At 63.5% G+C, this 23,914-nt stretch carries 21 protein-coding genes and 6 tRNA genes; 23 read left to right on the forward strand and 4 right to left on the reverse strand.

Features of this window, described 5'->3' with window-relative positions:
* Nucleotides 1-7: 7 nt before the first annotated feature.
* From ACZ9GA_RS04555 to ACZ9GA_RS04585, 7 genes are all read left to right on the forward strand, one after another.
* Complete coding sequence (locus tag ACZ9GA_RS04555; protein ID WP_457356855.1) at nt 8-1,150, forward strand: protein-glutamate methylesterase/protein-glutamine glutaminase; 1,143 nt, start codon at nt 8-10, stop codon at nt 1,148-1,150.
* Nucleotides 1,150-1,890, forward strand: coding sequence for a flagellar motor protein (locus ACZ9GA_RS04560; protein WP_457356854.1), 741 nt, complete (start codon nt 1,150-1,152; stop codon nt 1,888-1,890). Before ACZ9GA_RS04555 ends, ACZ9GA_RS04560 begins: the two co-directional genes overlap by 1 nt.
* Before the next feature lie 10 nt (nt 1,891-1,900).
* Nucleotides 1,901-2,788: a flagellar motor protein MotD gene (gene motD, locus ACZ9GA_RS04565; protein ID WP_457356853.1), complete on the forward strand. Its 888-nt coding sequence runs from the start codon at nt 1,901-1,903 to the stop codon at nt 2,786-2,788.
* A 55-nt stretch (nt 2,789-2,843) separates the two neighbouring features.
* Entirely contained in the window at nt 2,844-3,632 is a 789-nt protein-coding gene (locus ACZ9GA_RS04570; RefSeq protein ID WP_027981647.1) for a ParA family protein, read from the forward strand.
* Entirely contained in the window at nt 3,632-4,480 is an 849-nt protein-coding gene (locus ACZ9GA_RS04575) for a CheW domain-containing protein (protein ID WP_027981646.1), read from the forward strand. Before ACZ9GA_RS04570 ends, ACZ9GA_RS04575 begins: the two co-directional genes overlap by 1 nt.
* A gap of 70 nt (nt 4,481-4,550) precedes the next feature.
* Nucleotides 4,551-5,030, forward strand: coding sequence for a chemotaxis protein CheW (locus tag ACZ9GA_RS04580; protein WP_027981645.1), 480 nt, complete (start codon nt 4,551-4,553; stop codon nt 5,028-5,030).
* Entirely contained in the window at nt 5,031-5,423 is a 393-nt protein-coding gene (locus tag ACZ9GA_RS04585) for a DUF2802 domain-containing protein (protein ID WP_027981644.1), read from the forward strand.
* 120 nt (nt 5,424-5,543) lie between these two features.
* Here the strand turns inward: ACZ9GA_RS04585 and ACZ9GA_RS04590 are convergent, their stop codons facing one another.
* Nucleotides 5,544-7,094 (reverse strand): DHA2 family efflux MFS transporter permease subunit, encoded by a 1,551-nt coding sequence (locus tag ACZ9GA_RS04590; protein ID WP_476226370.1) that lies wholly within the window; start codon nt 7,092-7,094, stop codon nt 5,544-5,546.
* Nucleotides 7,084-8,121: an HlyD family secretion protein gene (locus ACZ9GA_RS04595; protein WP_457356852.1), complete on the reverse strand. Its 1,038-nt coding sequence runs from the start codon at nt 8,119-8,121 to the stop codon at nt 7,084-7,086. Before ACZ9GA_RS04595 ends, ACZ9GA_RS04590 begins: the two co-directional genes overlap by 11 nt.
* Nucleotides 8,122-8,299: 178 nt before the next feature.
* On the opposite strand from ACZ9GA_RS04595, the gene gltX reads away from it, so the two are divergent.
* From gltX to ACZ9GA_RS04655, 12 genes are all read left to right on the forward strand, one after another.
* The gene (gene gltX / locus ACZ9GA_RS04600) at nt 8,300-9,781 is read left to right on the forward strand and encodes a glutamate--tRNA ligase (RefSeq protein WP_457356851.1); all 1,482 of its coding nucleotides are present in this window, start codon (nt 8,300-8,302) and stop codon (nt 9,779-9,781) included.
* A 298-nt stretch (nt 9,782-10,079) separates the two neighbouring features.
* A tRNA-Ala gene (locus tag ACZ9GA_RS04605) sits at nt 10,080-10,155 on the forward strand.
* A gap of 71 nt (nt 10,156-10,226) precedes the next feature.
* Nucleotides 10,227-10,302: transfer RNA gene (locus tag ACZ9GA_RS04610), tRNA-Glu, on the forward strand.
* A 51-nt stretch (nt 10,303-10,353) separates the two neighbouring features.
* Nucleotides 10,354-10,429 (forward strand) — tRNA-Ala (locus ACZ9GA_RS04615).
* 43 nt (nt 10,430-10,472) lie between these two features.
* Nucleotides 10,473-10,548, forward strand: a tRNA-Glu gene (locus ACZ9GA_RS04620).
* A 111-nt stretch (nt 10,549-10,659) separates the two neighbouring features.
* Nucleotides 10,660-10,735: transfer RNA gene (locus tag ACZ9GA_RS04625), tRNA-Ala, on the forward strand.
* 43 nt (nt 10,736-10,778) lie between these two features.
* Nucleotides 10,779-10,854, forward strand: a tRNA-Glu gene (locus tag ACZ9GA_RS04630).
* Nucleotides 10,855-11,028: 174 nt separating this feature from the next.
* A complete protein-coding gene (locus tag ACZ9GA_RS04635; protein ID WP_457356850.1) occupies nt 11,029-11,568 on the forward strand; it encodes a TetR/AcrR family transcriptional regulator in 540 nt (179 codons plus the stop codon).
* Between the two features lie 17 nt (nt 11,569-11,585).
* The gene (locus tag ACZ9GA_RS04640; protein WP_457356849.1) at nt 11,586-12,413 is read left to right on the forward strand and encodes an alpha/beta fold hydrolase; all 828 of its coding nucleotides are present in this window, start codon (nt 11,586-11,588) and stop codon (nt 12,411-12,413) included.
* A gap of 48 nt (nt 12,414-12,461) precedes the next feature.
* Entirely contained in the window at nt 12,462-12,896 is a 435-nt protein-coding gene (locus ACZ9GA_RS04645; protein ID WP_457356848.1) for an acyl-CoA thioesterase, read from the forward strand.
* Nucleotides 12,897-13,054: 158 nt separating this feature from the next.
* On the forward strand, nt 13,055-14,014 hold the full coding sequence (locus ACZ9GA_RS04650; RefSeq protein WP_457356847.1) for a tRNA dihydrouridine synthase: 960 nt from the start codon (nt 13,055-13,057) through the stop codon (nt 14,012-14,014).
* 217 nt (nt 14,015-14,231) lie between these two features.
* Nucleotides 14,232-14,678, forward strand: coding sequence for an Hsp20 family protein (locus tag ACZ9GA_RS04655; RefSeq protein ID WP_027981636.1), 447 nt, complete (start codon nt 14,232-14,234; stop codon nt 14,676-14,678).
* A 139-nt stretch (nt 14,679-14,817) separates the two neighbouring features.
* On the opposite strand, the gene ACZ9GA_RS04660 is transcribed toward ACZ9GA_RS04655, so the two are convergent.
* Entirely contained in the window at nt 14,818-18,108 is a 3,291-nt protein-coding gene (locus ACZ9GA_RS04660; protein ID WP_457356846.1) for a sensor domain-containing protein, read from the reverse strand.
* 56 nt (nt 18,109-18,164) lie between these two features.
* Nucleotides 18,165-19,049 carry a LysR family transcriptional regulator gene (locus tag ACZ9GA_RS04665; protein ID WP_457356845.1) on the reverse strand — a complete coding sequence of 295 codons (885 nt, stop codon included), beginning with the start codon at nt 19,047-19,049 and terminating at the stop codon, nt 18,165-18,167.
* A gap of 131 nt (nt 19,050-19,180) precedes the next feature.
* Here ACZ9GA_RS04665 and leuC point away from each other — a divergent pair, with 131 nt between their 5' ends.
* The 4 genes from leuC (at nt 19,181) to asd (ending at nt 23,612) form a co-directional block, all read left to right on the forward strand.
* Complete coding sequence (leuC, locus tag ACZ9GA_RS04670; protein WP_457356844.1) at nt 19,181-20,614, forward strand: 3-isopropylmalate dehydratase large subunit; 1,434 nt, start codon at nt 19,181-19,183, stop codon at nt 20,612-20,614.
* Nucleotides 20,611-21,255: a 3-isopropylmalate dehydratase small subunit gene (gene leuD / locus ACZ9GA_RS04675; protein WP_457356843.1), complete on the forward strand. Its 645-nt coding sequence runs from the start codon at nt 20,611-20,613 to the stop codon at nt 21,253-21,255. Before leuC ends, leuD begins: the two co-directional genes overlap by 4 nt.
* A gap of 104 nt (nt 21,256-21,359) precedes the next feature.
* Nucleotides 21,360-22,442 carry a 3-isopropylmalate dehydrogenase gene (gene leuB, locus ACZ9GA_RS04680; RefSeq protein ID WP_457356842.1) on the forward strand — a complete coding sequence of 361 codons (1,083 nt, stop codon included), beginning with the start codon at nt 21,360-21,362 and terminating at the stop codon, nt 22,440-22,442.
* 57 nt (nt 22,443-22,499) lie between these two features.
* Nucleotides 22,500-23,612, forward strand: a complete 1,113-nt coding sequence (asd, locus tag ACZ9GA_RS04685; protein WP_027981630.1) for an aspartate-semialdehyde dehydrogenase — start codon at nt 22,500-22,502, stop codon at nt 23,610-23,612.
* Nucleotides 23,613-23,914 lie beyond the last annotated feature (302 nt).

Raw genomic sequence — 23,914 nt, forward strand, 5'->3', positions numbered from 1 at the left:
AGTGTTTATGGCAGTCAAGGTCCTGGTGGTGGATGATTCCGGTTTCTTCCGCCGCCGCGTCTCGGAAATTCTTTCGTCGGACCCCGCTATCCAGGTAGTGGGCACCGCGACCAATGGCAAGGAAGCGATCGAGCTGGCCCAGTCGCTCAAGCCCGATGTCATCACCATGGACTACGAGATGCCCATGATGGACGGCATCACCGCCGTGCGTCATATCATGCAACGTTGCCCGACCCCGGTGCTGATGTTCTCCTCGCTGACCCACGAAGGCGCCCGGGTGACCCTGGATGCGCTGGACGCGGGTGCGGTGGATTACCTGCCCAAGAATTTCGAAGACATCTCGCGCAACCCCGAGAAGGTCAAGCAGATGCTGTGCGAGAAGGTGCATACCATCTCGCGCAGTAATCGTCGTTTCACCAGCTACAGCGCACCGGCGCCCGCTGCACCGGCGCCGGCACCTGCTGCCACCAGCAGCCTGGCCAGCAGCCATGCGCCTGCGCCACGACCGGTGCCTGCCCGCACCCCGGCGGCCAGCCATGCGCCGGCACGGGCCGAGCACGCACCGTCGTCGCCTGCGCCCAAGCGCAAGAACTACAAACTGGTGGCCATCGGTACGTCCACTGGCGGCCCGGTGGCCCTGCAGCGCGTGCTGACCCAGTTGCCCGCCAGCTTCCCGGCGCCCATCGTGCTGATCCAGCACATGCCGGCGGCCTTTACCAAGGCCTTCGCCGAGCGCCTGGACAAGCTGTGCCGCATCAGCGTCAAGGAAGCCGAGGACGGCGACGTGCTGCGCCCAGGCCTGGCCCTGCTGGCCCCGGGTGGCAAGCAAATGATGGTCGACGGCCGTGGCACGGTGAAGATCCTGCCGGGCGACGAGCGTTTGAACTACAAGCCGTGCGTGGACATCACCTTCGGCTCGGCCGCCAAGTCCTATGGCGACAAGGTATTGGCCGTGGTGCTGACCGGCATGGGTGCGGACGGCCGTGAAGGCGCGCGTCTGCTCAAGCAGGGTGGCAGCCACGTCTGGGCTCAGGATGAGGCCAGCTGCGTGATCTACGGCATGCCCATGGCCATCGTCAAAGCCAACCTCGCCGATGCCGTGTACGGCCTCGACGACATCGGTCGGCACCTGGTCGAGGCCTGTGTCTGATGGACGTACTCAGCTTACTGGGCCTGTTGCTGGCCTTCATCGCCATCATCGGCGGCAACTTCCTGGAAGGCGGCAGCCTGGGGGCGTTGCTCAATGGCCCGGCGGCGCTGATCGTCATCGGCGGCACCCTGGCGGCCTGCTTGCTGCAGTCGCCGATCAGTGCGTTCAAGCGCGCCATGCAGAACGTCATCTGGATTCTGTTCCCGCCGCGCATCGACCTGGCCGGCGGCATCGACCGCGTGGTCAACTGGAGCCTTACCGCGCGCAAGGAAGGCCTGCTGGGCCTGGAGTCGGTGGCCGACAGCGAGCCTGACAGCTATTCGCGCAAGGGCCTGCAACTGCTGGTGGACGGCGCGGAGCCGGCGGCCATCCGCAGCATTCTGGAAGTGGATTTCCTCACCCAGGAGGCCCGCGATATCCAGGCCGCCAAGGTGTTCGAGAGCATGGGCGGCTACGCGCCCACCATCGGTATCATCGGTGCGGTGATGGGCCTGATCCATGTAATGGGCAACCTGGCCGACCCTTCGCAACTGGGCAACGGCATCGCCGTGGCCTTCGTCGCCACCATTTATGGCGTGGCCACCGCCAACCTGATCCTGCTGCCCGTCGCCAACAAGCTCAAGGCCATTGCCGTGCGCCAGGCGCTGTACCGGGAGATGCTGCTCGAAGGCATCCTGTCGATCGCCGAAGGCGAGAACCCGCGTTCCATCGAGCTCAAGCTGCAAGGCTTCATGGAGTGAGGGATTAGTCATGGCCCGCCGTCGTCATACCGAAGAGCACGAAAATCACGAGCGCTGGCTGGTGTCTTATGCGGACTTCATCACCTTGCTGTTCGCCTTTTTCGTGGTGATGTACTCGATCTCGTCGATCAACGAAGGCAAGTACAAAGTCTTGTCCCAGGCGCTGGTGGGGGTGTTCAACGACCCCCAGCGCAGCCTCAAGCCCATCCCCATCGGTGATGAGCGGCCGCTGACCATGCGCCCCTCCGAGCCGTTGGTGACCGACAGCGAACAGCCTGACGCCGGCATTGCCAGCGCCGCGCAGGACCCGCTCAAAAGCATCGCCGACCAGGTGCGCGACGGCTTCGGTGACCTGATCAAGTCCAACCAGTTGACCGTGCGCGGCAACGAGCTGTGGATCGAGATCGAGCTCAAGTCCGGCCTGCTGTTCGGCAGTGGCGACGCCATCCCCAGCGACAAGGCGTTCAGCATCATTGCCAAGGTGGCCGACATCATCAAGCCGTTCGGCAACCCCATCCATGTGGAAGGCTTTACCGACGATCAGCCGATCCGCACCGCGCAGTACCCCACCAACTGGGAACTGTCCTCGGCGCGGGCCTCGAGCATCGTGCGCATGCTGGCGATGGAGGGCATCAACCCGTCGCGTATGGCCTCGGTGGGTTACGGCGAGTTCCAGCCTATCGACACCAATGCCACCGCCGACGGGCGTGCCCACAACCGTCGCGTGGTGCTGGTGATCTCGCGCAACCTGGATGTACGCCGCAGCATTACCGGTGCCGGCAGCGCCAATGTCACGCCGGATGCGGCGTTACGTCGTGCTGGCACACAAACTGCACCGTCGCCCGTATCGCAGTCGGTGGGGGGCAAAGCTGTCAATTCCCCGTCACCGGCTTTATAACTTGAGTCGCATGTCTCGGTAGGCCTTCGCTGCCGTGCCGGGAGGAAACAATCCCATGAGAGTCTGGGCAGTAGCCAACCAAAAAGGTGGGGTCGGCAAGACCACCACCTCCATCGCCCTGGCCGGCCTGCTGGCCGAGGCGGGCAAGCGCGTGGTCGTGGTCGACCTTGACCCCCACGGTTCCATGACCAGTTACTTCGGGCACAATCCCGATGCGCTGGAGCACAGCTGCTACGACCTGTTCCTGCACAAGGGCCAGGTGCCGGCAGGCTTGCCGGGGCAATTGTTGCTGCCCACCAGCGACGAAAAGGTGGCGCTGCTGCCGTCCAGCACGGCGCTGGCTACCCTTGAGCGTCAATCGCCTGGCCAAAGCGGCCTGGGCCTGGTAATCGCCAAAACCTTGGCGCAGCTGTGGCAGGACTTCGACTACGCCATTATCGACAGCCCGCCGTTGCTGGGCGTGCTGATGGTCAACGCCCTGGCGGCCAGCCAGCAGCTGGTGATACCGGTGCAGACCGAGTACCTGGCGGTCAAGGGCCTGGAACGCATGGTCAGTACGCTTGCCATGATCAACCGTTCGCGCAAGCAGCCGCTGCCGTTCAGCATCGTGCCGACCCTGTTCGACCGTCGCACCCAGGCCTCCATCGGTACCCTGCGGGTGCTCAAGGATGCCTACCCGGAGCAGATCTGGCAGGGCTTCATCCCGGTGGATACGCGCCTGCGTGACGCCAGCAGCAAGGGCCAGACGCCGTCGCAGTTCGACCCCAAAAGCCGCGGCGTCCTCGCCTACCGCGTGCTGCTCAAGCATTTGCTGGCGCAGCAACTTGTCGCGCAGGTGGCTTGATGAACCGCACGGTGTTTACCGCTACCAAGCCGCAGCTGGCCTTGCAGTCCTACCTGGACGGCCTGCTGCAGGACGCCACCGAAGAGCTTGAAGCCAGCAACGATGCTTTGGACGAGTTCCAGGCCGCCGTACTGGAAGAGCAGGTGCGCGATGCGCGCCCCGAGCCCAAGGCCCAGGTTGCGCCGCCGCCTGTAGCCCGCGCCCCTGAAGTGGTGCCGGCGCCTGCGCCCGTGGTAACGCCACCCGCGCCAGTGGTAGAGCCACCCGCGCAAGTTTCGCCGCCTGCTGCCGAAATAGTGGCAACACCGGTGGAACCTGTAGTGGAAGTCCATCGGCCGACGCCCCCGGGCGCCGTGCCGCCGGCCACGGTTGACGGCCGTCCCAGTTGGGCCGCAGAGCCTTTCGAGTGCCTGCTGTTCGACGTGGCCGGCCTGACCCTGGCAGTGCCGCTGGTGTGCCTGGGCTCGATCTACGCCCTGGCCGGGCATGAGCTGACGCCGCTGTTCGGCCAGCCGAACTGGTTTTTGGGGATACTGCCCAGCCAGGCCGGCAACCTGAAGGTGCTCGACACGGCGCGCTGGGTGATGCCCGACCGCTACCGCGACGATTTCCAGCAGGGCCTGCAGTACGTGATTTCGGTGCAGGGCTACGAGTGGGGGCTGGCGGTGCATCAGGTCAGCCGTTCGCTGCGCCTGGACCCGGCCGAGATCAAGTGGCGCAGCCAGCGTGGCCAACGGCCGTGGCTGGCGGGCACGGTGATCGAACACATGTGCGCGCTGCTGGACGTCTCGGCCCTGGCCGAGCTGATTGCCAGCGGCGCCGTGAAACATATGCAACAACTTAAATGACAAGCGGCGCCGCGCCGGCGCCACTGTACTGCACACACACCGTCATCACGGTTTTCGAGAGGTTAGGGGTATGAAGAAGTCGTCTGCACAAGGTTCCGAAGATCCTATTCTGCAGTGGGTAACCTTTCGCCTGGATAATGAGTCGTATGGCATCAACGTGATGCAGGTACAGGAAGTACTGCGCTACACCGAAATCGCCCCGGTGCCGGGCGCGCCAAGCTACGTGCTGGGCATCATCAACCTGCGCGGCAACGTGGTCACCGTGATCGACACCCGCCAGCGCTTCGGCCTGATGCCGGCCGACGTCAGCGACAACACCCGTATCGTCATCATCGAAGCCGACAAGCAAGTCGTCGGTATTCTGGTCGATAGCGTGGCGGAAGTGGTTTACCTGCGTCAGTCGGAAGTGGAAACTGCTCCAAACGTAGGTAACGAAGAATCGGCCAAATTCATCCAGGGCGTGTGCAACAAGAACGGCGAGCTGCTGATTCTGGTTGAGCTGGACAAGATGATGACCGAGGAAGAGTGGTCCGAGCTGGAGAGCATCTGATTGATTTTAGAGGTAGGCGTCATCGTTCTGGCCATCCTGTGGGTGGCCACGCTCGCCGTATTGCTGTCCACCATCCGCGGGCAGCGTGAGATCGCCGCCCAGCAGGCGGCCGGCGATGCCATTCGCGACCAGCGCATCAAGGACCTGGCGCGCCGCGTCGAGGATTACCAGAACGGCACCGTGCGCATGGGTGAAGACATTCACGAACTGCGCGCGGTGGTTGCGCCGTTGCCGGACAAGCTGAGCATGCTGGAACAGCGTGACCCCTCCAGCCTGTCCTTCGCCCAGGCCGCGCGCCTGGTAGGCATGGGCGCCAGTGTGGATGAGCTGACCCAGTCCTGCGGGTTGACCCAGGCTGAGGCGGAGTTGATGAGCAAGTTGCACCGCGGGTGAATTGCGTCGCGCCCATCGCGAGCAAGCTTTGCTCCCACAGTGTTGACCGCAACTGAGTCGTACACCTGTGGGAGCAAAGCTTGCTCGCGAGAGGCCGGTGGCTTCACCGCGAAAATCAGATCAATGCGCCGCAGCCACCGCCACACCCTTGGGCAACGCCCGCGTCAACAACACCGCCACCATCGCAATCCCCAACCCCAGCCCCACCCAGTGAAACGCATCGTTGTAGGCCATGATCAGCGCCTGCTGATGCACGATCTCGCTCATGCGTCCCAGCGCCGCCGTGTCACTGCCCAACCGCTCGCTCAACTGCCCCAGCCGCTCCGCCACCTGCGGGTTGCCCGGCACCACCGCCTCGCGCAGGTAATCGAAGTACACCTTGGTGCGCGCATCCAGCAGCGTTGCCAGCAAGGCAATGCCGATGGCGCCGCCCAGGTTGCGCAGGATGTTGAACAGGCTCGACGCCGAGCCCGCATCCTGGGGTTGCAGGTAGGCGGTGGCGATCAGCGAGATGGTTACCATGATCAGCGGCTGGCCCAGGGCGCGGATGATCTGGATCTGGTTGAACTGGCTGCCGGCAAAGTCCGGGTTCAGCACCCCCGAGGAAAAACTCGCCAGGCCGAACAGGCCGAAGCCCAGGGTGCAGAGAATCTTCGGTGAGATGACTTTCATCAACTGCGGCACCAGCGGGATCAGCACCAGCTGCGGCAGGCCCATCCACATGATCACCTCGCCAATCTGCAGGGCGTTGTAGTTCTGCACCTGGGCCAGGTACAGCGGCAGCAGGTAGATCGAGCCGTACAGCCCCACGCCCATGCCCAGGCTGGCGATGCTCGACAGGCCAAAGTTGCGGTTGCGCAAGATGCCCAGGTTGATCAGCGGATTGGGCCGCGATACCTGCAATATCACGAAGCTGGTCAGGCTGAGCAGGGCGATCACCGCCAGCACCACGATTTCGCTGGATTCCAGCCAGTCTTGCCGGTGGCCTTCCTCCAGGAATACCTGCAGGCAACCCAGGCCCACGCCCAGGGTGAGGATGCCGGCGTAGTCGGTGCTTTTCAGCAGTTCCCAGTGTGGCGCTTTCTTTTCCAGGCCGTAGAGCAGCCCGGCGATCATCAGCAGGCCGGGCGGCACGTTGATGTAGAAGATGTACTGCCAGCCAAAATTCTCGGTCAGCCAGCCGCCCAGTGTCGGGCCGATCGAGGGGGCGAAGGTGGCGGTCATGGCGAACATGGCCATGCCCTTGGCGCGGTGGTGCTCGGGCAGTTTGATCAGCGTCAGGGTGAACGCCAGCGGGATCAGCGCGCCGCCGGTGAAGCCCTGCATGGCGCGGAACACGATCATGCTTTCCAGGTTCCAGGCCATGGAGCACAGCAGCGAGGAGGCCAGGAAACCCAGCGACACCCACACCGCCAGGCGCCGCGCTGACAGCAACTGCACTAGCCAGGCGGTGAGGGGGATCATGATGATCTCGGCCACCAGGTAGGAGGTGGAAATCCACGAGCCTTCCTCCAGGGTGGCCGACAGGGCGCCCTGGATGTCCTTGAGCGAGGAGTTGGTGATCTGGATGTCCAGCACCGCCATGAAGGCGCCGAGCATCACGCTCATCACCGCGATCCAGTCGCGCCGGGTGGGCTCACCCACCGGGCGCAGCAGTTGATCACCGGCCATCGGCGACGGTGACGCTGACGGTCACGGACATGCCCGGGCGGATCTTGCCGTGCAACGGGTTGTCGGCGGCGAAGGTCAGCTTCACCGGGATGCGCTGTACCACCTTGGTGAAGTTGCCGGTGGCGTTGTCCGGGGGCAGCAGGCTGAATTGCGCACCGGAGGCGGCGAACAGGCTTTCGACGCGGCCATCGATGGGCTGGTCGGGGAAGCTGTCGAAGGTCAGGTGCGCGGTTTGCCCCGGTTGCATGCGGCCGATCTGGGTTTCCTTGAAGTTGGCCTGCACCCAGATGTCTTCATCGGGCACGATCGACAGCAGGTAGGCGCCAGGCTGCACGTATTGCCCGGGGCGCGCGGCGCGCTGGCCGATCAGGCCGCTGATGGGCGCGTGGATCTGGCTGCGCGCCAGGTTGACCCGGGCCTGGGCCAGGTCGGTGCGGGCGGTGGCGATCTGTGCGTCCAGGCGCTTGATCTCGGCGTTCAGGGCGTTGATCTGCTGGCGCTGGCCTTGCAGGTCGGCCTGGGCCTTGCTGACTTGGGAATGCGCTACGCGGGTGTCGGCGGACAGGGTGGTCACCCGCTCTTCAGACACATAGCCGGGCTTGCGCAGCGCTTCGGCGCGGTTCAGGTCGATCTGGCTGCGGCCCAGGGTGGCCTGGCTGGCCACCACCTGGGCTTCACCGGCGGCAATCAGGCTGCCTTGCTGGGCCAGTTTGCTCTGCGCTTGCAGGCGCTCGGCCTGACGGGTGTCGAGGGTGGCCTGGGCGCGTTCCACGGCGAACTGGAAGTCGGCGCCGTCCAGGGTCACCAGCAGGTCGCCCTGGTTCACGTGCTGGTTGTCCTGCACCAGCACCTGGTCGATGCGCGCGCCCAGCTGGCTGGACACGCGGGTGATCTCACCCTGCACGTAGGCGTTGTCGGTGGTTTCCAGGAACCGGCCCTTGAACCACCAGTGGCCGAAGAAACCGGCGGCAATCAGCAGAACCAGGGTGGCGAATATCAGCAGTCGGCGTTTGAGCGGCGCAGGCATGGTCGATCCGTCGAAAGGGTGGGGCAGGGTGCCAAGCGGGGATAATCGAGGGTTGGCTGGCCACCGGCAAGCGGCAATCATGCCGTTGATAGCCGGTAATGTGGCGCATTGCTGGAGCCGGAGACCTCAGCCCTGCTAACATCGCCTACTTTGTTTCATATTATTGTCCGAGAACACCATGACCACCGTTCGCACTCGTATCGCGCCATCGCCTACTGGCGACCCCCATGTCGGCACGGCCTACATTGCTCTGTTCAACTACTGCTTTGCCAAACAGCATGGCGGCGAGTTCATCCTGCGCATCGAAGACACCGACCAGCTGCGTTCGACCCGCGAGTCCGAACAGCAGATCTTCGACGCCCTGCGCTGGCTGGGCATCGAGTGGAGCGAAGGCCCGGACGTAGGCGGCCCGCACGGCCCGTACCGGCAGAGCGAGCGTGGCGACATCTACAAGCAGTACGCTCAGCAGCTGGTTGACCTGGGCCATGCCTTCCCGTGCTTCTGCACCGCCGAAGAGCTGGACCAGATGCGTGCCGAGCAGATGGCCCGCGGTGAAACCCCACGCTACGACGGCCGCGCGCTGCTGCTGTCGAAAGAAGAAGTGGCGGCCCGCCTGGCTGCTGGCGAGCCACACGTGATCCGCATGAAAGTGCCGACCGAAGGCGTGTGCGTGGTGCCGGACATGCTGCGTGGCAACGTCGAGATCCCGTGGGACCGCATGGACATGCAAGTCCTGATGAAAACCGACGGCCTGCCCACCTACTTCCTGGCCAACGTGGTGGACGACCACCTGATGGGTATCACCCACGTGCTGCGTGGCGAAGAGTGGCTGCCGTCGGCGCCCAAGCTGATGAAGCTGTACGAGTACTTCGGTTGGGAACAGCCGGTGCTGTGCTACATGCCGCTGCTGCGCAACCCCGACAAGAGCAAGCTGTCCAAGCGCAAGAACCCGACCTCGGTAACCTTCTACGAGCGCATGGGCTTCATGCCTGAAGCGATGCTCAACTACCTGGGCCGCATGGGCTGGTCCATGCCCGATGAGCGCGAGAAGTTCTCGCTGGCCGAGATGGTCGAGCACTTCGACCTGTCGCGCGTGTCCCTGGGTGGTCCGATCTTCGACATCGAGAAGCTCTCCTGGCTCAACGGCCAGTGGTTGCGTGAGCTGCCGGTGCACGAGTTCGCCGCGCGCGTGCAGAAGTGGGCGTTCAACGCTGACTACATGATGAAGATCGCGCCGCATGTGCAGGGCCGCGTCGAAACCTTCAGCCAGATCGCACCGCTGGGCGGCTTCTTCTTCGCCGGTGGCCTGCAGTTGGACGCCTGTCTGTTCGAGCACAAGAAACTGTCATGCGATCAGGTTCGCCAAGTGATGCAGCTGATTCTGTGGAAACTGGAATCCCTGCGCACTTGGGAGAAGGACCGCATCACCGCCACCATCCAGGCCGTGGTCGAGTCGCTGGGCTTGAAGCTGCGTGACGCCATGCCGCTGATGTTCGCCGCCATCACCGGCCAGGCCAGCTCGGTCTCGGTACTGGACGCCATGGAAATCCTGGGCCCGGACCTGACCCGCTTCCGTCTGCGCCAGGCGCTGGACCTGCTGGGCGGCGTGTCGAAGAAAGAGAACAAGGAATGGGAAAAGCTGCTGGCCAGCATCGCCTGACCTTGGCTGATTCTCCCCTGTAGCCGCTGCCGCAGGCTGCGCTGGCCCATATCCTCGCTGGAGATCTCCGGTGTGCACACAGGCCAGCGCAGCCTTCGGCAGCGGCTACGTTGTTCTGTGTTTGTGGTCACGCCCCAGCAAATCCGGGGCAGGGCGCCTGTTTCGTCGGTAAGTGGTTGTATTGCTGGAAAAAAGTTTTGAATTTTTTCAAAAATAAGTTTGACAGCCCTTCGATCCGGTCTTAATATGCGCCCCGTCCACACAGCAACACGCAGAAATGCGAAGCGCTGAAGATTGTGGGGCTATAGCTCAGCTGGGAGAGCGCTTGCATGGCATGCAAGAGGTCAACGGTTCGATCCCGTTTAGCTCCACCAAATTTCCAGGCTGAAGTCGCCGTTTGACTTCAGTCAGATCAGATCCAGACTGATCTTGGTAAGAAGGTTTTGTCCCCTTCGTCTAGTGGCCTAGGACACCGCCCTTTCACGGCGGTAACAGGGGTTCGAGTCCCCTAGGGGACGCCATTTTAAATTAGCGATGCTGTATAGGTCGCTGCGTCGCAAGACGATAAATTTGGGGCTATAGCTCAGCTGGGAGAGCGCTTGCATGGCATGCAAGAGGTCAACGGTTCGATCCCGTTTAGCTCCACCAATTTGCCAGGGTTCGTGAAAACGGACTTGCTCGAAGGTTTTGCGTCCCCTTCGTCTAGTGGCCTAGGACACCGCCCTTTCACGGCGGTAACAGGGGTTCGAGTCCCCTAGGGGACGCCACGATTTGCCCGCTCTGCGGGAATTTTGAGGCTCATTCGCCTTTTGGATGAGCCTTTTGTTTTTAAGTGACGGCACGTGTAACGGGCTGTCGCGTCGCAAGACGATAAATTTGGGGCTATAGCTCAGCTGGGAGAGCGCTTGCATGGCATGCAAGAGGTCAACGGTTCGATCCCGTTTAGCTCCACCAAATTGCCAGGGTCTGTGAAAACAGACTTGCTCGAAGGTTTTGCGTCCCCTTCGTCTAGTGGCCTAGGACACCGCCCTTTCACGGCGGTAACAGGGGTTCGAGTCCCCTAGGGGACGCCACGATTTGCCCGCTCTGCGGGATTTTTAAGGCTCATTCACTGGTTGAATGGGCCTTTTGTTTGTCTGCGATTTGACCCCCTTCCGTTTTTGGCTTGCCGACCAGTGGCAGGCCCGGCGTCTTGCGTAAAAATATTACAGGTATAATATTACCTCCATAATATTCGGAGGTGCTCCATGCTCGACAAGAAAGCCCAGAGCCGCGAAAAGATTCTCGAGGCCGCCCGCAAGGCCATGATCCTGCGGGGCGTGGCCGACCCCAGCGTCAGTGAAGTGATGGGCGCGGCCGGCATGACGGTCGGCGGGTTCTACGCCCATTTCGACAGCAAGGACGCGCTGATGCTGGAAGCCTTCAGCCAGTTGCTGGGCCAGCGTCGCGCCTTGCTTGAACAGGTCGATCCCAATCTGCCGGCCGACGAGCGCCGCGCCCTGATGGCCCGCTATTACCTGTCCCGCAACCATCGCGATGCCGAAGACCGCGCCTGCCCGCTGCCCACCGCATTGGGCGAAATGGGGCGCCTGCCCGAGGCGTTTCGCGATGTGCTGACCGAGCATGTGCAGTTGCTGGTGGGGCAGCTGGCCGACAGCCCCGAAGACACCGACAAAGCGCTGGCCGATTTGGCCTTGATGATTGGTGGCCTGGCCCTGGGGCGTGCCCTGGGCCAGACCGAGCTGTCCGACCGTATCCTGCGCGCCGCCAAGGCGGCGGTGCGCTAACCCCCGGGAGTTGCCTCATGACCACGCTCACCTGGATTCGCGGCGTCAACCAGACCCTGGGGCACCTGGCCCCGCAACAGATCGCCGCGCGCATGCGCCTGGCCTTCATGCAGCCGCACACGCTGCCGCCCAGGCACTGGGAGTTACCGTTGTTGGCGCGGGCCGAGCGGGTCACTCTGCGTTTCGGCCTGTCGGTGCTGCGCTGGGGCCAAGGCCCCACGGTGTTGCTGATGCACGGCTGGGAAGGACGGCCCACGCAATTTGCCGCGTTGATCGAGGCCCTGGTGCAGGCGGGCTACAGCGTGGTTGCACTGGAAGGGCCGGGGCATGGTCGTTCGCGAGGCAGCCAGGCCCACGTGGTGCTGTTTGCCCACGCGCTGCTGGAGGCCGCGGCCGAGCTGCCGCCCCTGCGCGCGGTGATCGGCCACTCCATGGGCGGTGCGGCCGCCTTGCTGGCCAGTCAGTGGGGGCTGAAGGCCGAGGTGCTGGTCAGTGTCTCGGCGCCCGCCCGCATCCTCGGCATGCTGCGCAATTTCGCCGCCCATGTCGGCCTGCCGGCGCGCGCCCGTTCGGCGTTCATCCGTCAGGTGGAGCGCACGGTGGGCATTGCCGCCGCGCAGCTCGACGTCAGCCGCTATCAACTGGAGATGCCGGGCTTGATCGTGCACGCCGACAACGACCCGTTGGTGCCGGTGGCCGAGGCCCACGCCATCCATCAGGCCTGGTTCGGTAGCCGCTTGCTGGTGTTGCCTGAAGGCGGTCACCAGCGTGTGCTGGCTGATCCTCAGCTGCTTGATGGCGTGCTAGGCCTGCTCAGTCCCAGCCAGGCGCGGCAATCGGCGTAAGGGTGCGCTAGACTGGCGCCTGCCTTTGGAGCAGGAGCGAGAGCGCGTATGAACTGGGATCTGGCTACGCCGTTTGTCATCGACCTGAGTGTCGGTGCCGACGATATCGATGGATTGGGGCATGCCAACAACGCCGTGTACGTGACGTGGCTGGAGCGCTGCGCTTGGCGGCACTCGCAGCGCCTGGGGCTGGATTTGACCGAGTATCGGCGCCTGAATCGGGCCATGGCGGTGGTGCGTCATGAAATCGATTATCTGGCGGCCGCCTACGAAAACGACGAGCTGCAGATGGCCACCTGGATCGTCGACTCCGACCAGCGCCTGAAGATGACCCGGCGCTTCCAGCTGATTCGTCCCCGGGACGGAGTGACGCTGTTGCGCGCCCACACCACGTTCTGCTGCATTGACCTGGCCAGCGGCAAGCCCAAGCGCATGCCGCCCGAATTCATTGATGGTTATGGTCCTGCCTTGATGACCACCTGAGCGTAGCCGCTGCCGCCAGGCTGCGCTGGCCCTGGGCCCCACTGAAGATTTGCAGGGTTGTCACCGGCCAGCGCAGCCTGCGGCAGCGGCTACAGGCGTGGCAGGGGGGATCCGGTGTACAATGCCCGCCACTTTTTCATCCTCCCCCGAGATTCCCCATGCACATTGCCCTGGCCCCCATGGAAGGCCTGGTCGACAACATCCTGCGTGACGTGCTGACCCGTGTCGGCGGTATCGACTGGTGTGTCACCGAGTTCATTCGTGTCAACGACATGCTGTTGCCGCCCGCCGTGTTCCACAAGATGGCGCCGGAGCTGGCCAGCGGCTGCGTGACGCCGGCCGGCACGCAGATGCGCGTGCAACTGCTGGGCTCCGACCCCATCTGCCTGGCGGACAACGCCGCGCTGGCGGTCAGCCTCGGCGCACCGGTGATCGACCTGAACTTCGGCTGCCCGGCCAAGACGGTCAACAAGTCCCGTGGCGGCGCGGTATTGCTCAAGGAGCCGGAGCTGCTCAACAACATCCTCTGCGAAGTGCGCCGTGCCGTGCCGGCGCATATCCCGGTCACGGCCAAGATGCGCCTGGGCTTCGAAAGCCCCGACGGCGCCCTGGTGTGTGCCGAGGCCTTGGCCGAGGGCGGCGCCGAGGTGCTGGTGGTGCATGCGCGCACCAAGGTCGACGGCTACAAGCCGCCGGCGCACTGGGAGTGGGTGGCCAAGGTGCGGGATGTGGTCAAAGTGCCGGTGTATGCCAACGGCGAAGTGTGGACAGTTGATGACTGGCGCCGCTGTCGCGAGGTCAGCGGCGTGCCGGACATCATGCTGGGCCGTGGCCTGGTGTCGCGCCCCGACCTGGCCCGGCAGATCGCCGCAGCCCAGGCCGGCATCGAGTTGGCGCCCATGACCTGGGCCGAGCTGATGCCGCTGCTGCAGGAATTCTGGCGCCAGGCGGTGATCGACCTCACCCCGCGCCAGGCGCCGGGGCGCTTGAAGCAGTGGCTGGCAATGCTGACGCGCACCTTCCCGGAGGCGGTGGAGCTGTTTGCCCTGGTGCGGCGGGAGACCGATTGCGAGCGGGTAGGGCAGTTGCTGGGTGTGCAGGCCTTGGAAGCAGCCTGATAGGTGAGGGCCAGCGCAGCCTGGCGGCAGCGGCTACAGGCTCCGTAGCCGCTGCCGTCAGGCTGCGCTGGCCCTCACGTTCAAAGGAAATTGCCAGTCAGGCAGAAAAAATTTTCAGGGGCTTTCTTGAAATCCTGTTGGCAATCCATATCTGTTTAGTACGCGATGCCGAAGTCGGGTCGCGTACCAAACCTTGCTGAATCTCAGGAGATTGACCATGACTGCTGCATTTTCCCTCGCCCCACTGTTCCGCCATTCCGTGGGTTTCGATCGTTTCAACGATCTGTTCGAGTCGGCGTTGCGCAATGAATCGGGTAGCAGCTACCCGCCCTACAACGTCGAAAAACATGGCGATGACCAATACCGCATCGTCGTTGCCGCGGCAGGCTTCCAGGAATCGGACCTGGAGCTGCAAGTGGAGAAAGGCGTGCTGACCGTCAGCGGCGGCAAGCGCGAAGGCAACGGCGAAACCGTGACCTATCTGCACCAGGGCATTGCCCAGCGGGCGTTCAAGCTGTCGTTCCGCCTGGCTGATCACATCGAAGTGAAAGCGGCGGGGCTGGCCAATGGGCTGCTCAACATTGACCTGCTGCGCGTGGTGCCGGAAGAGGCCAAGGCCAAGCGTATCCCGATCAATGGGGTGGCGCAGCCAGCGCTGCAATAATCACGATGCAATGAAAAGGGCGCCCGGGTGGCGCCCTTTTTTGTTCGCGTCGCCTGGTTCCCGAGCTTCGCCCGGTCCCACATGGGGAATGCATTCCAATGTGGGACCGGGCGAAGCTCGGGAACCAGGCGACGCGGTATTAGTGCAAATCCTCAACCAGCATCTGCCTGAACTCCGCCAACGGCAACGGCCGGCTGTGCAAATACCCCTGGTACAAATGGCACCCCAGCCGCTCAAGAAACTCCAGCTGCTCCGACAGCTCCACGCCCTCGGCAATCACCGTCAGCTCCAGGCTGCGCGCCATGGCCACGATCGCCCGCACAATCTCGGCATCGTTGGGGTCCTGCGGCGCGTCGCGCACAAAGGACTGGTCGATCTTCAAGGCATCCACCGGCAGGCGCTTGAGGTACGTCAGCGACGAATACCCGGTGCCAAAATCATCCATGGCAAAGCTGACCCCCAGCTTCTTGAGGCTGCGCATCTTGCTGATGGTGTCTTCCAGGTTCTGGATGACGATGCCTTCGGTGATCTCCAGCTTCAGCAATGTGCACGGCAGGTTGTGCTGGCTGAGGCTGCGCGCCACCCGTTCCACGAAGTCGTTCTGGCGAAACTGCCGGGGGCTGATGTTCACGCACAGGGCGAAATCGTTGACGTCGATCAGCCCGTCCTTCAGTAACTGAGCACAGGCATTGCAGGCTTCGTCGAGGATCCAGCTGCCTACTTCCAGAATCAGGCCGCTTTCTTCCAGTACCTGAATGAACTGCGCCGGCGACTGCTGGCCCAGCAGCGGGTGGTGCCAGCGCAGCAGCACCTCGGCGCCGACGATGCGGTCTTCGCGGGCGTCCACCTGGGGCTGGAAGTGCAGGCTAAGCTCGCCCCGGGCCACGGCCATGCGCAAGTCGTTCTCCATTTGCAGGCGTTCGCTGGCGGCCTTCTGCATGCTGTTGTGGTACAGCTGGGTGGTATTGCGCCCCGAGTCCTTGGCCCGGTACAGGGCGATATCGGCGCGCTTGAGCAGGTCGGCCGGGGTGGTGCCGTGGTCGGGGATCAGCGCCACGCCGATGCTGGGCGTCACCTGCAGGCGCTGGCCGTCCAGCGACATGGGCTCGGCCAGCAGTTCGCGCAGGGTGTCGGCCAGTTCGCGGACCTTGGCGGTGACCTGGCCGCGGGTGCCCTCAAGGCCGGTCAGCAGCACCACGAATTCGTCGCCACCCAGGCGCGCCACGGTGTCTTCCAGGCGCACGCTGGCCTCCAGGCGCGCGGTGATGATCTTCAGCACCGTGTCGCCCACCGGGTGGCCCAGTGAGTCGTTGATATGCTTGAAGTGGTCAAGGTCGAGGAATAGCAGGGCGCCGCGCAGGTTGTGACGCTTGAGCAGGGCGATCTGCTGGCTCAGGCGGTCCATCAGCAGGGCACGGTTGGGCAGGTTGGTCAGCGGATCGTGGTAGGCCAGGTGACGAATCTGCGCCTGGGCGTTCTTGAGCTGGCTGACGTCGCGGGCGTTGAGCAACAGGCACGGGGATTCGTTGAGGGTGATGGGCTCGATGGACACTTCCAGTGTCAGGGTTTCGCCGCGCTTGTTGCGCCCGATCAGTTCGCGATGGTGCACGTGGCCGTGCTCGTCCAGCTCGGCCATCAGCAGCGCCTGCTCGCGCGGATCGGCCCAGAAGCCCACGTCCTCTACGCTGCGCCCCAGCACCTCGTCGGCCTTGTAGCCGGTCAGGCGGCAAAAACCATCGTTGACCTCCACGTAGCGGCCATTGGCGCGTTCGGTGATGGTGATGGCGTCGGGGCTGGAGTGAAAGGCCTTGGCGAACTTCTCCTCGCTGCTCTTGAGCGCCGCTTCGGCGCGTTGTTGCTGGGTGATGTCGCGCAGGGTGGTGACCACGCAGGGCTGGTTGTCCACGGTGATCAGGCGGCTGGAGATCAGGCAGGTGAGAATCTGCCCGTCCTTGTGCATCACCTGTACGGCGACGTTGTTGAGGGCGCGTTCGCGGATCACTTCTTCGATGCGCTGTAGGCGATCGGCACGGTCCAGCCAGAAGCCCAGCTCGTCGGCGTTGCCGCCCTTGACCTCGTCGGCGCTCCAGCCAAAGGTCTGGGTAAAGCTGGGGTTGATCTCGATGAAATGCCCGCTGGCTTGCAAGGTCACGCAAATGGGGTCGGTACTGGCCTGGAACAAGCTGGCGAACTTTTCCTCGGAGCTGACCAGGCGCTGCTCGCGCTCCACCTGCTCGGTGATGTCCAGCAGCGTGCCGGCCATGCGCAGCGGCTGGCCGTTGTCGTCGCGATACAGCCGCGCGCGGCTCTCAATGTAGCGCGAGCCGCCATTTTCCAGGGCGATGCGGTAGGTAATCTGGTAATTGCCTGCCGGGCCCTCGCGCAGGCTGCGGTAGGCCTGGCGCATGGTGTTGCGCTCATCGTCCGGCACGCCTTCGAAAAAGGCTTCGAACGACTCGTGAAAGGGCACCGGCTCCAGGCCGTGCAACTGCGCGGCGCGCGCCGAGCCGTAGAGCATGCCGCTGGGGATGTGCCAGTCCCAAGTGCCCAGCTGCGCCGAGTCCAACGCCAAGTCCAGGCGCTCCTGGCTGTCCTTGAGGGCTTGTTCGGCGCGTTTGTTCTCGGTGGTGTCGATAAAGGTGCTGAGCAGGTAGCTGTCGCCTTCCAGCTCGATGTTCTGGGTGCACAGGATGCCGTCGTGGATCTGCCCGGAGCTGGCGCAGAAGCGCACCTCCATGTTCACCGGCTCGCCGGTGTGGCGGGTGGCTTCGAGCATCTTGTGGCGCTGTTCCGGCTCGGCCCACAGGCCCAGCTCCACGGTGGTCTTGTTGATGATCTGGTGCGCGGCCCAGCCCAGGGTCTTTTCGAAATGATGATTGACCTCGTGGATCAGGCCATCGGCCCGACGGGTCAGCAGCACCACGTTGGGGCTGAGGTGGAAGAGGGTGGCGAAGCGCTTTTCGGAGTTGATCAGCGCGGTTTCGCGCTCGCGCTGGCGGGTGATCTCGCGGATCACGCCGATCATCTGGGGGCGGCCGTCCTTGTTGGCGATCAGGCTGCCGTTGATCTCCAGCCAGTGCAGGCTGCCGTCGGGCCAGCGGATGCGGTGGCGCAGGGCCTGCTCCAGCGGCTCGCCGCGCAGAATGGCCTGCACCGCCTGGGTGGTGCGGTTGCGGTCTTCCTTGGGCAGCAGGTCCAGGTAGTCCATGTCATTGGGCAGCGGCACTTGCGGGTCGAAGCCGAACAGCGCCTGGGTGCCCCGCGACCAGCTGATCTGCCCGGTTTCGATGTCCCAGAACCAGGCCCCCAGGTGCGCGCCGTTGAGCGCGGCCAGCAATTGCGGGGCACTCTCCCAGCTCTGCTCGGATTCCTGGGGATCGGCCGCATGAATGCGCGGCAATCGCGGAAAGCGTGAAGCTGACTTTGACATGGGCACCAGACCTTTGGCGGATGGCTTCCTTAAGGTAGACCGTCTGCGCGCTTGTGCTACCCCGCAAGCGTGTCGGGTTCGGCATCCAGCAGGGCCATGAAGGCCCGCGCAGCGTTGGACAGCGTTCTTTCGGTGTGCACGATGTAGCCTAGCTGGCGACTGAGCTGTATGCCCGGCAACGCAATACTGCGCACCTGCTCGTCCAGCATGGTGCGCGGCAGCACGCTCCAGGCCAGGCCGATGGACACCATCATCTTGATGGTTTCCAGGTAGTTGGTGCTCATGGCGATGTTGGCGGTCAGCCCCCGGGCCTCGAACAGGCGCTGCACAATGTGGTGCGTAAAGGTATTGCCGCCCGGGAACACCGCCGGATGATAGGCGATATCCGCCAGGCTCACCGCGCCGTTCAGCGCCAGCGGGTGTTCGGGGGCCACCACGAAGTCCAGCGGGTCGGTCCACACCGGCACGGCGCGCACCAGTGTATGGGGCTCCGGGGCCAGGGTAATGACGGCCAGTTCCGCGCGGCCGTGGAGGATTTCCTCGTAGGCCACTTCCGAATCCAGGAACTGAATGTCCAGGGCCACATCCGGGTAGCGCTTGGTAAAGGCGCGCAGTACCGGCGGCAGGCGGTGCAGGCCGATGTGGTGGCTGGTGGCAAGCGTGAGCCGGCCACTGACCTCGCCGGTCAGGTTGGTCAGCGCCCGGCGGGTGTCGTCCAGCACGTTGAGAATCTGGTAGGCGCGCGGCAGCAGGGCGCGGCCGGCTTCCGTCAGGCTGACTTCGCGCCCAAGGCGGTCGAACAGGCGTACATTGAGTTGTTGCTCCAGGCCCGCGATGCGTTTGCTGATGGCCGGTTGGGTCAAGTGCAGGCGTTCGCCGGCCCCGGAAAAGCTGCCGCATTCGGCGATGGCGAGGAAGGCGTTGAGGTTGGCCAGGTCCATCCAGTCGGATTCCTATTGGTTATCCAAAGCATGAAAATTATGAATTTGAGTAATCCAATGTAACCCCTTAGCATTCGCCCTACAAGCCAAGCGGTTATTGGCACAGAAAAGATACTGATGAGGAAAGTCTGATGGCCGGCAAAACGCTCTACGACAAGCTCTGGGACTCGCATTTGGTCAAACAGCGCGACGACGGTTCGGCGCTGATCTACATTGATCGTCACATCATCCATGAAGTGACCTCGCCCCAGGCTTTCGAAGGTCTGCGCCTGGCCAATCGCAAGCCGTGGCGCATCGACGCCAACATCGCCACCCCGGACCACAACGTGCCGACCACGCCCGAGCGCAAGGGCGGCATCGAGGCCATCGTCGACCAGGTGTCGCGGCTGCAGGTGCAGACCCTGGACGACAACTGCGATGAATACGGCATCACCGAGTTCAAGATGAACGACGTGCGCCAGGGCATCGTGCACGTGATCAGCCCGGAGCAGGGCGCAACCTTGCCGGGCATGACCGTGGTCTGCGGTGACTCGCACACCTCCACCCACGGCGCTTTCGGCGCCTTGGCCCACGGTATCGGCACCTCGGAAGTGGAGCACGTGCTCGCTACCCAGTGCCTGGTGGCCAAGAAAATGAAGAACATGCTGGTGCGCGTGGAAGGCCAATTGCCCTTCGGCGTCACCGCCAAGGACATCGTGCTGGCCGTGATCGGCAAGATCGGCACCGCCGGCGGTAACGGCCATGCCATGGAATTCGCTGGCAGCGCCATTCGCGACCTGTCCATCGAAGGCCGTATGACCATCTGCAACATGTCCATCGAAGCCGGTGCCCGCGTGGGCCTGGTGGCGGCGGATGACAAGACCGTCGCCTACGTCGAAGGCCGTCCATTCGCGCCAAAGGGCGAGAACTGGACCAAGGCGGTCGAAGCCTGGAAGCACCTGGTGTCCGACGCCGACGCCGTGTTCGACACCGTGGTTGAATTGGACGCTGCGCAGATCAAGCCGCAAGTCAGCTGGGGCACCTCGCCGGAAATGGTCCTGGCCGTTGACCAGAACGTGCCGGACCCGGCCAAAGAAGCCGACCCGGTCAAGCGTGGCTCCATCGAACGCGCCCTGAAGTACATGGGCCTGAGCGCCAACCAGGCGATCACCGATATCCAGCTGGACCGCGTGTTCATCGGCTCGTGCACCAACTCGCGCATCGAAGACCTGCGCGCCGCCGCCGAGATCGCCAAGGGCCGCAAGGTGGCCGCCACGGTTAAGCAAGCCATCGTCGTGCCGGGCTCGGGCCTGGTCAAGGAACAGGCCGAGAAAGAAGGCCTGGACAAGATTTTCCTCGAAGCGGGCTTCGAGTGGCGTGAACCGGGCTGCTCCATGTGCCTGGCCATGAACCCCGACCGCCTGGAGTCCGGCGAGCATTGCGCCTCCACCTCCAACCGCAATTTCGAAGGCCGTCAGGGCGCCGGTGGCCGTACCCACTTGGTCAGCCCGGCCATGGCCGCCGCTGCCGCGGTGACCGGTCGTTTCATCGATGTCCGTGAATTGATTCAAGGGAGCGCAGCATGAAAGCCTTTACCCAGCACACTGGCCTCGTCGCGCCTTTGGACCGTGCCAACGTCGACACCGACCAGATCATCCCCAAGCAATTTTTGAAGTCGATCAAGCGCACCGGCTTTGGCCCCAACCTGTTCGACGAGTGGCGTTACCTGGACGTGGGCCAGCCTTACCAGGACAACTCCAAGCGCCCGCTGAACAAGGACTTCGTGCTCAACCACGAGCGTTACCAAGGCGCCAGCGTGCTGTTGGCCCGCGAAAATTTCGGTTGCGGCTCCAGCCGTGAGCACGCGCCATGGGCGCTGGAAGAATACGGCTTCCGCACCATCATCGCGCCGAGCTACGCCGACATTTTCTTCAACAACAGCTTCAAGAACGGCCTGCTGCCGATCATCCTCGACGACGCTGAAGTCGACGAGCTGTTCCAACAGGTTGAAGCCAACCCTGGCTACCAGCTGACCATCGATTTGCAAGCCCAGACCGTCACCCGTGCCGACGGCAAGGTGCTGAGCTTCGAGATCGACGAATTCCGCAAGCACTGCCTGCTCAACGGCCTGGACGACATCGGCCTGACCCTGCAGGATGGCGATGCCATCGCGGCGTTCGAGGGCAAGCACCGGGCCAGCCAGCCTTGGTTGTTCCGCGACGCCTAAAAGCTTCGCGGACACGGTCCGCTCCTACACCGAACGGGTAGGAGCGGACCGTGTCCGCGAAGGCCGCACCGCAATTCCGAATTGAACAAAAGATCGAGGAAAGCATGAGCAAGCAGATTCTGATTCTCCCAGGCGACGGTATTGGCCCAGAAATCATGACCGAAGCGGTCAAAGTGCTGAACCTGGCCAACGACAAGTTCAATCTGGGCTTCGAACTGCAGCACGACGTGATCGGTGGCGCCGCCATCGACAAGCACGGCGTGCCCCTGGCCGACGAGACGCTGGAACTGGCGCGCAAGGCCGATGCCGTGCTGCTGGGCGCCGTGGGTGGCCCGAAATGGGACAAGATCGAGCGTGACATCCGCCCTGAGCGCGGCCTGCTGAAAATCCGCGCGCAACTGGGCCTGTTCGGCAACCTGCGTCCGGCCATCCTCTACCCGCAACTGGCCGACGCTTCCAGCCTCAAGCCAGAAATCGTCGCGGGCCTGGACATCCTCATCGTTCGTGAGCTGACCGGCGGCATCTACTTCGGCGCCCCGCGTGGCAACCGCGAGCTGGAAAACGGCGAGCGTCAGGCGTACGACACCCTGCCGTACAGCGAAAGCGAAATCCGCCGCATCGCCCGCGTCGGTTTCGACATGGCCCGCGTGCGTGGCAAGAAGCTGTGCTCGGTGGACAAGGCCAACGTGCTGGCTTCCAGCCAACTGTGGCGTGAAGTGGTCGAGGAAGTGGCCAAGGACTACCCGGACGTCGAGCTGAGCCACATGTACGTGGACAACGCCGCCATGCAACTGGTGCGCGCGCCCAAGCAATTCGACGTGATGGTGACCGACAACATGTTCGGTGACATCCTGTCGGACGAAGCTTCCATGCTCACCGGTTCCATCGGCATGCTGCCGTCGGCCTCGCTGGATGCCAACAACAAGGGCATGTACGAGCCGTGCCACGGTTCGGCGCCGGACATCGCGGGCAAGGGCATCGCCAACCCGCTGGCGACCATTCTGTCGGTGTCGATGATGCTGCGTTACAGCTTCAACCAGCAGGCTGCGGCCGATGGCATCGAGAAGGCCGTAAGCCTGGTATTGGACCAGGGCCTGCGCACCGGCGACATCTGGTCGGACGGTTGTGCGAAGGTTGGTACGCAGGAAATGGGTGATGCAGTAGTCGCGGCGCTGCGGAATCTGTAATCTCTTGGGCCCGCTACAGCAGTAGCGGCCCACTTTTTTGTCAAAGGTGTAGTTGCGATGAAACGTGTAGGTCTGATCGGTTGGCGCGGTATGGTCGGTTCCGTGCTCATGCAGCGGATGCTGGAAGAGCAGGACTTCGATCTTATCGAGCCGGTGTTTTTCACCACTTCCAATGTCGGCGGCCAGGGCCCGGCGGTAGGCAAGGATATTGCCCCGCTCAAGGACGCTTACAGCATTGAAGAGTTGAAAACCCTCGACGTCATTCTGACCTGCCAGGGTGGCGACTACACCAGCGAGGTTTTTCCCAAGCTGCGTGAAGCCGGCTGGCAGGGTTACTGGATCGACGCCGCTTCCAGCCTGCGCATGCAGGATGACGCGGTCATCGTCCTGGACCCGGTCAACCGCAAGGTCATCGACCAGCAGCTGGACGCCGGTACCAAGAACTACATCGGCGGCAACTGCACCGTCAGCCTGATGCTGATGGGCCTGGGCGGCCTGTTCGAAGCCGGCCTGGTGGAATGGATGAGTGCCATGACCTACCAGGCGGCCTCGGGCGCCGGTGCGCAGAACATGCGCGAGCTGATCAAGCAGATGGGCACCACCCACGCCACCGTGGCCGATGACCTGGCCAACCCGGCCAGCGCCATCCTGGACATCGACCGCAAAGTGGCCGAGGCCATGCGCAGCGAAGCCTACCCTACCGAGAACTTCGGTGTGCCGCTGGCGGGCAGCCTGATCCCGTGGATCGACAAGGAACTGCCCAACGGCCAGAGCCGCGAAGAGTGGAAGGCCCAGGCCGAGACCAACAAGATCCTGGGCCGCTTCAAAAGCCCGATCCCGGTCGACGGCATCTGCGTGCGCATCGGCGCCATGCGTTGCCACAGCCAGGCGCTGACCATCAAGCTGAACAAGGACGTGCCGCTGGCCGACATCGAAGGTTTGATCAGCCAGCACAACCCGTGGGTCAAGCTGGTGCCAAACCATCGTGACATCAGCATGCAGGAGCTGAGCCCGACCAACGTTACAGGTACCCTGAACGTGCCGGTGGGCCGCTTGCGCAAGCTGAACATGGGTTCGCAGTACCTGGGTGCTTTCACCGTGGGTGACCAGCTGCTGTGGGGCGCGGCGGAGCCGCTGCGTCGCATGCTGCGGATTTTGCTGGAGCGGTGAGCTTTGGTTTGAGTTGAAAGAGACCCGTGCCTTTTGGTGCGGGTTTTTTTATGGGGTGTGGTTGCGAGGTGCATGCCTTGGGTTTTTTGGTGTTCATGCGATCGCGCGCCGCCCGCGCGGCGCTTCCCGGGCAGAGCCCGGTCCTACGTTTGTTTCGGGCCAATTTTGTCTGTGGTATTCCCTGGTCCGCCTTGTGTGTTCACTACAGATCTGCAGTGAACACACAAGGCGGACTAGGCGATCTCAAAGGCAATGGTACGTTGCAACAAATGTAGGACCGGGCTCTGCCCGGGAAGCGCCGC

Source organism: Pseudomonas sp. TE3644 (genome assembly GCF_056278815.1).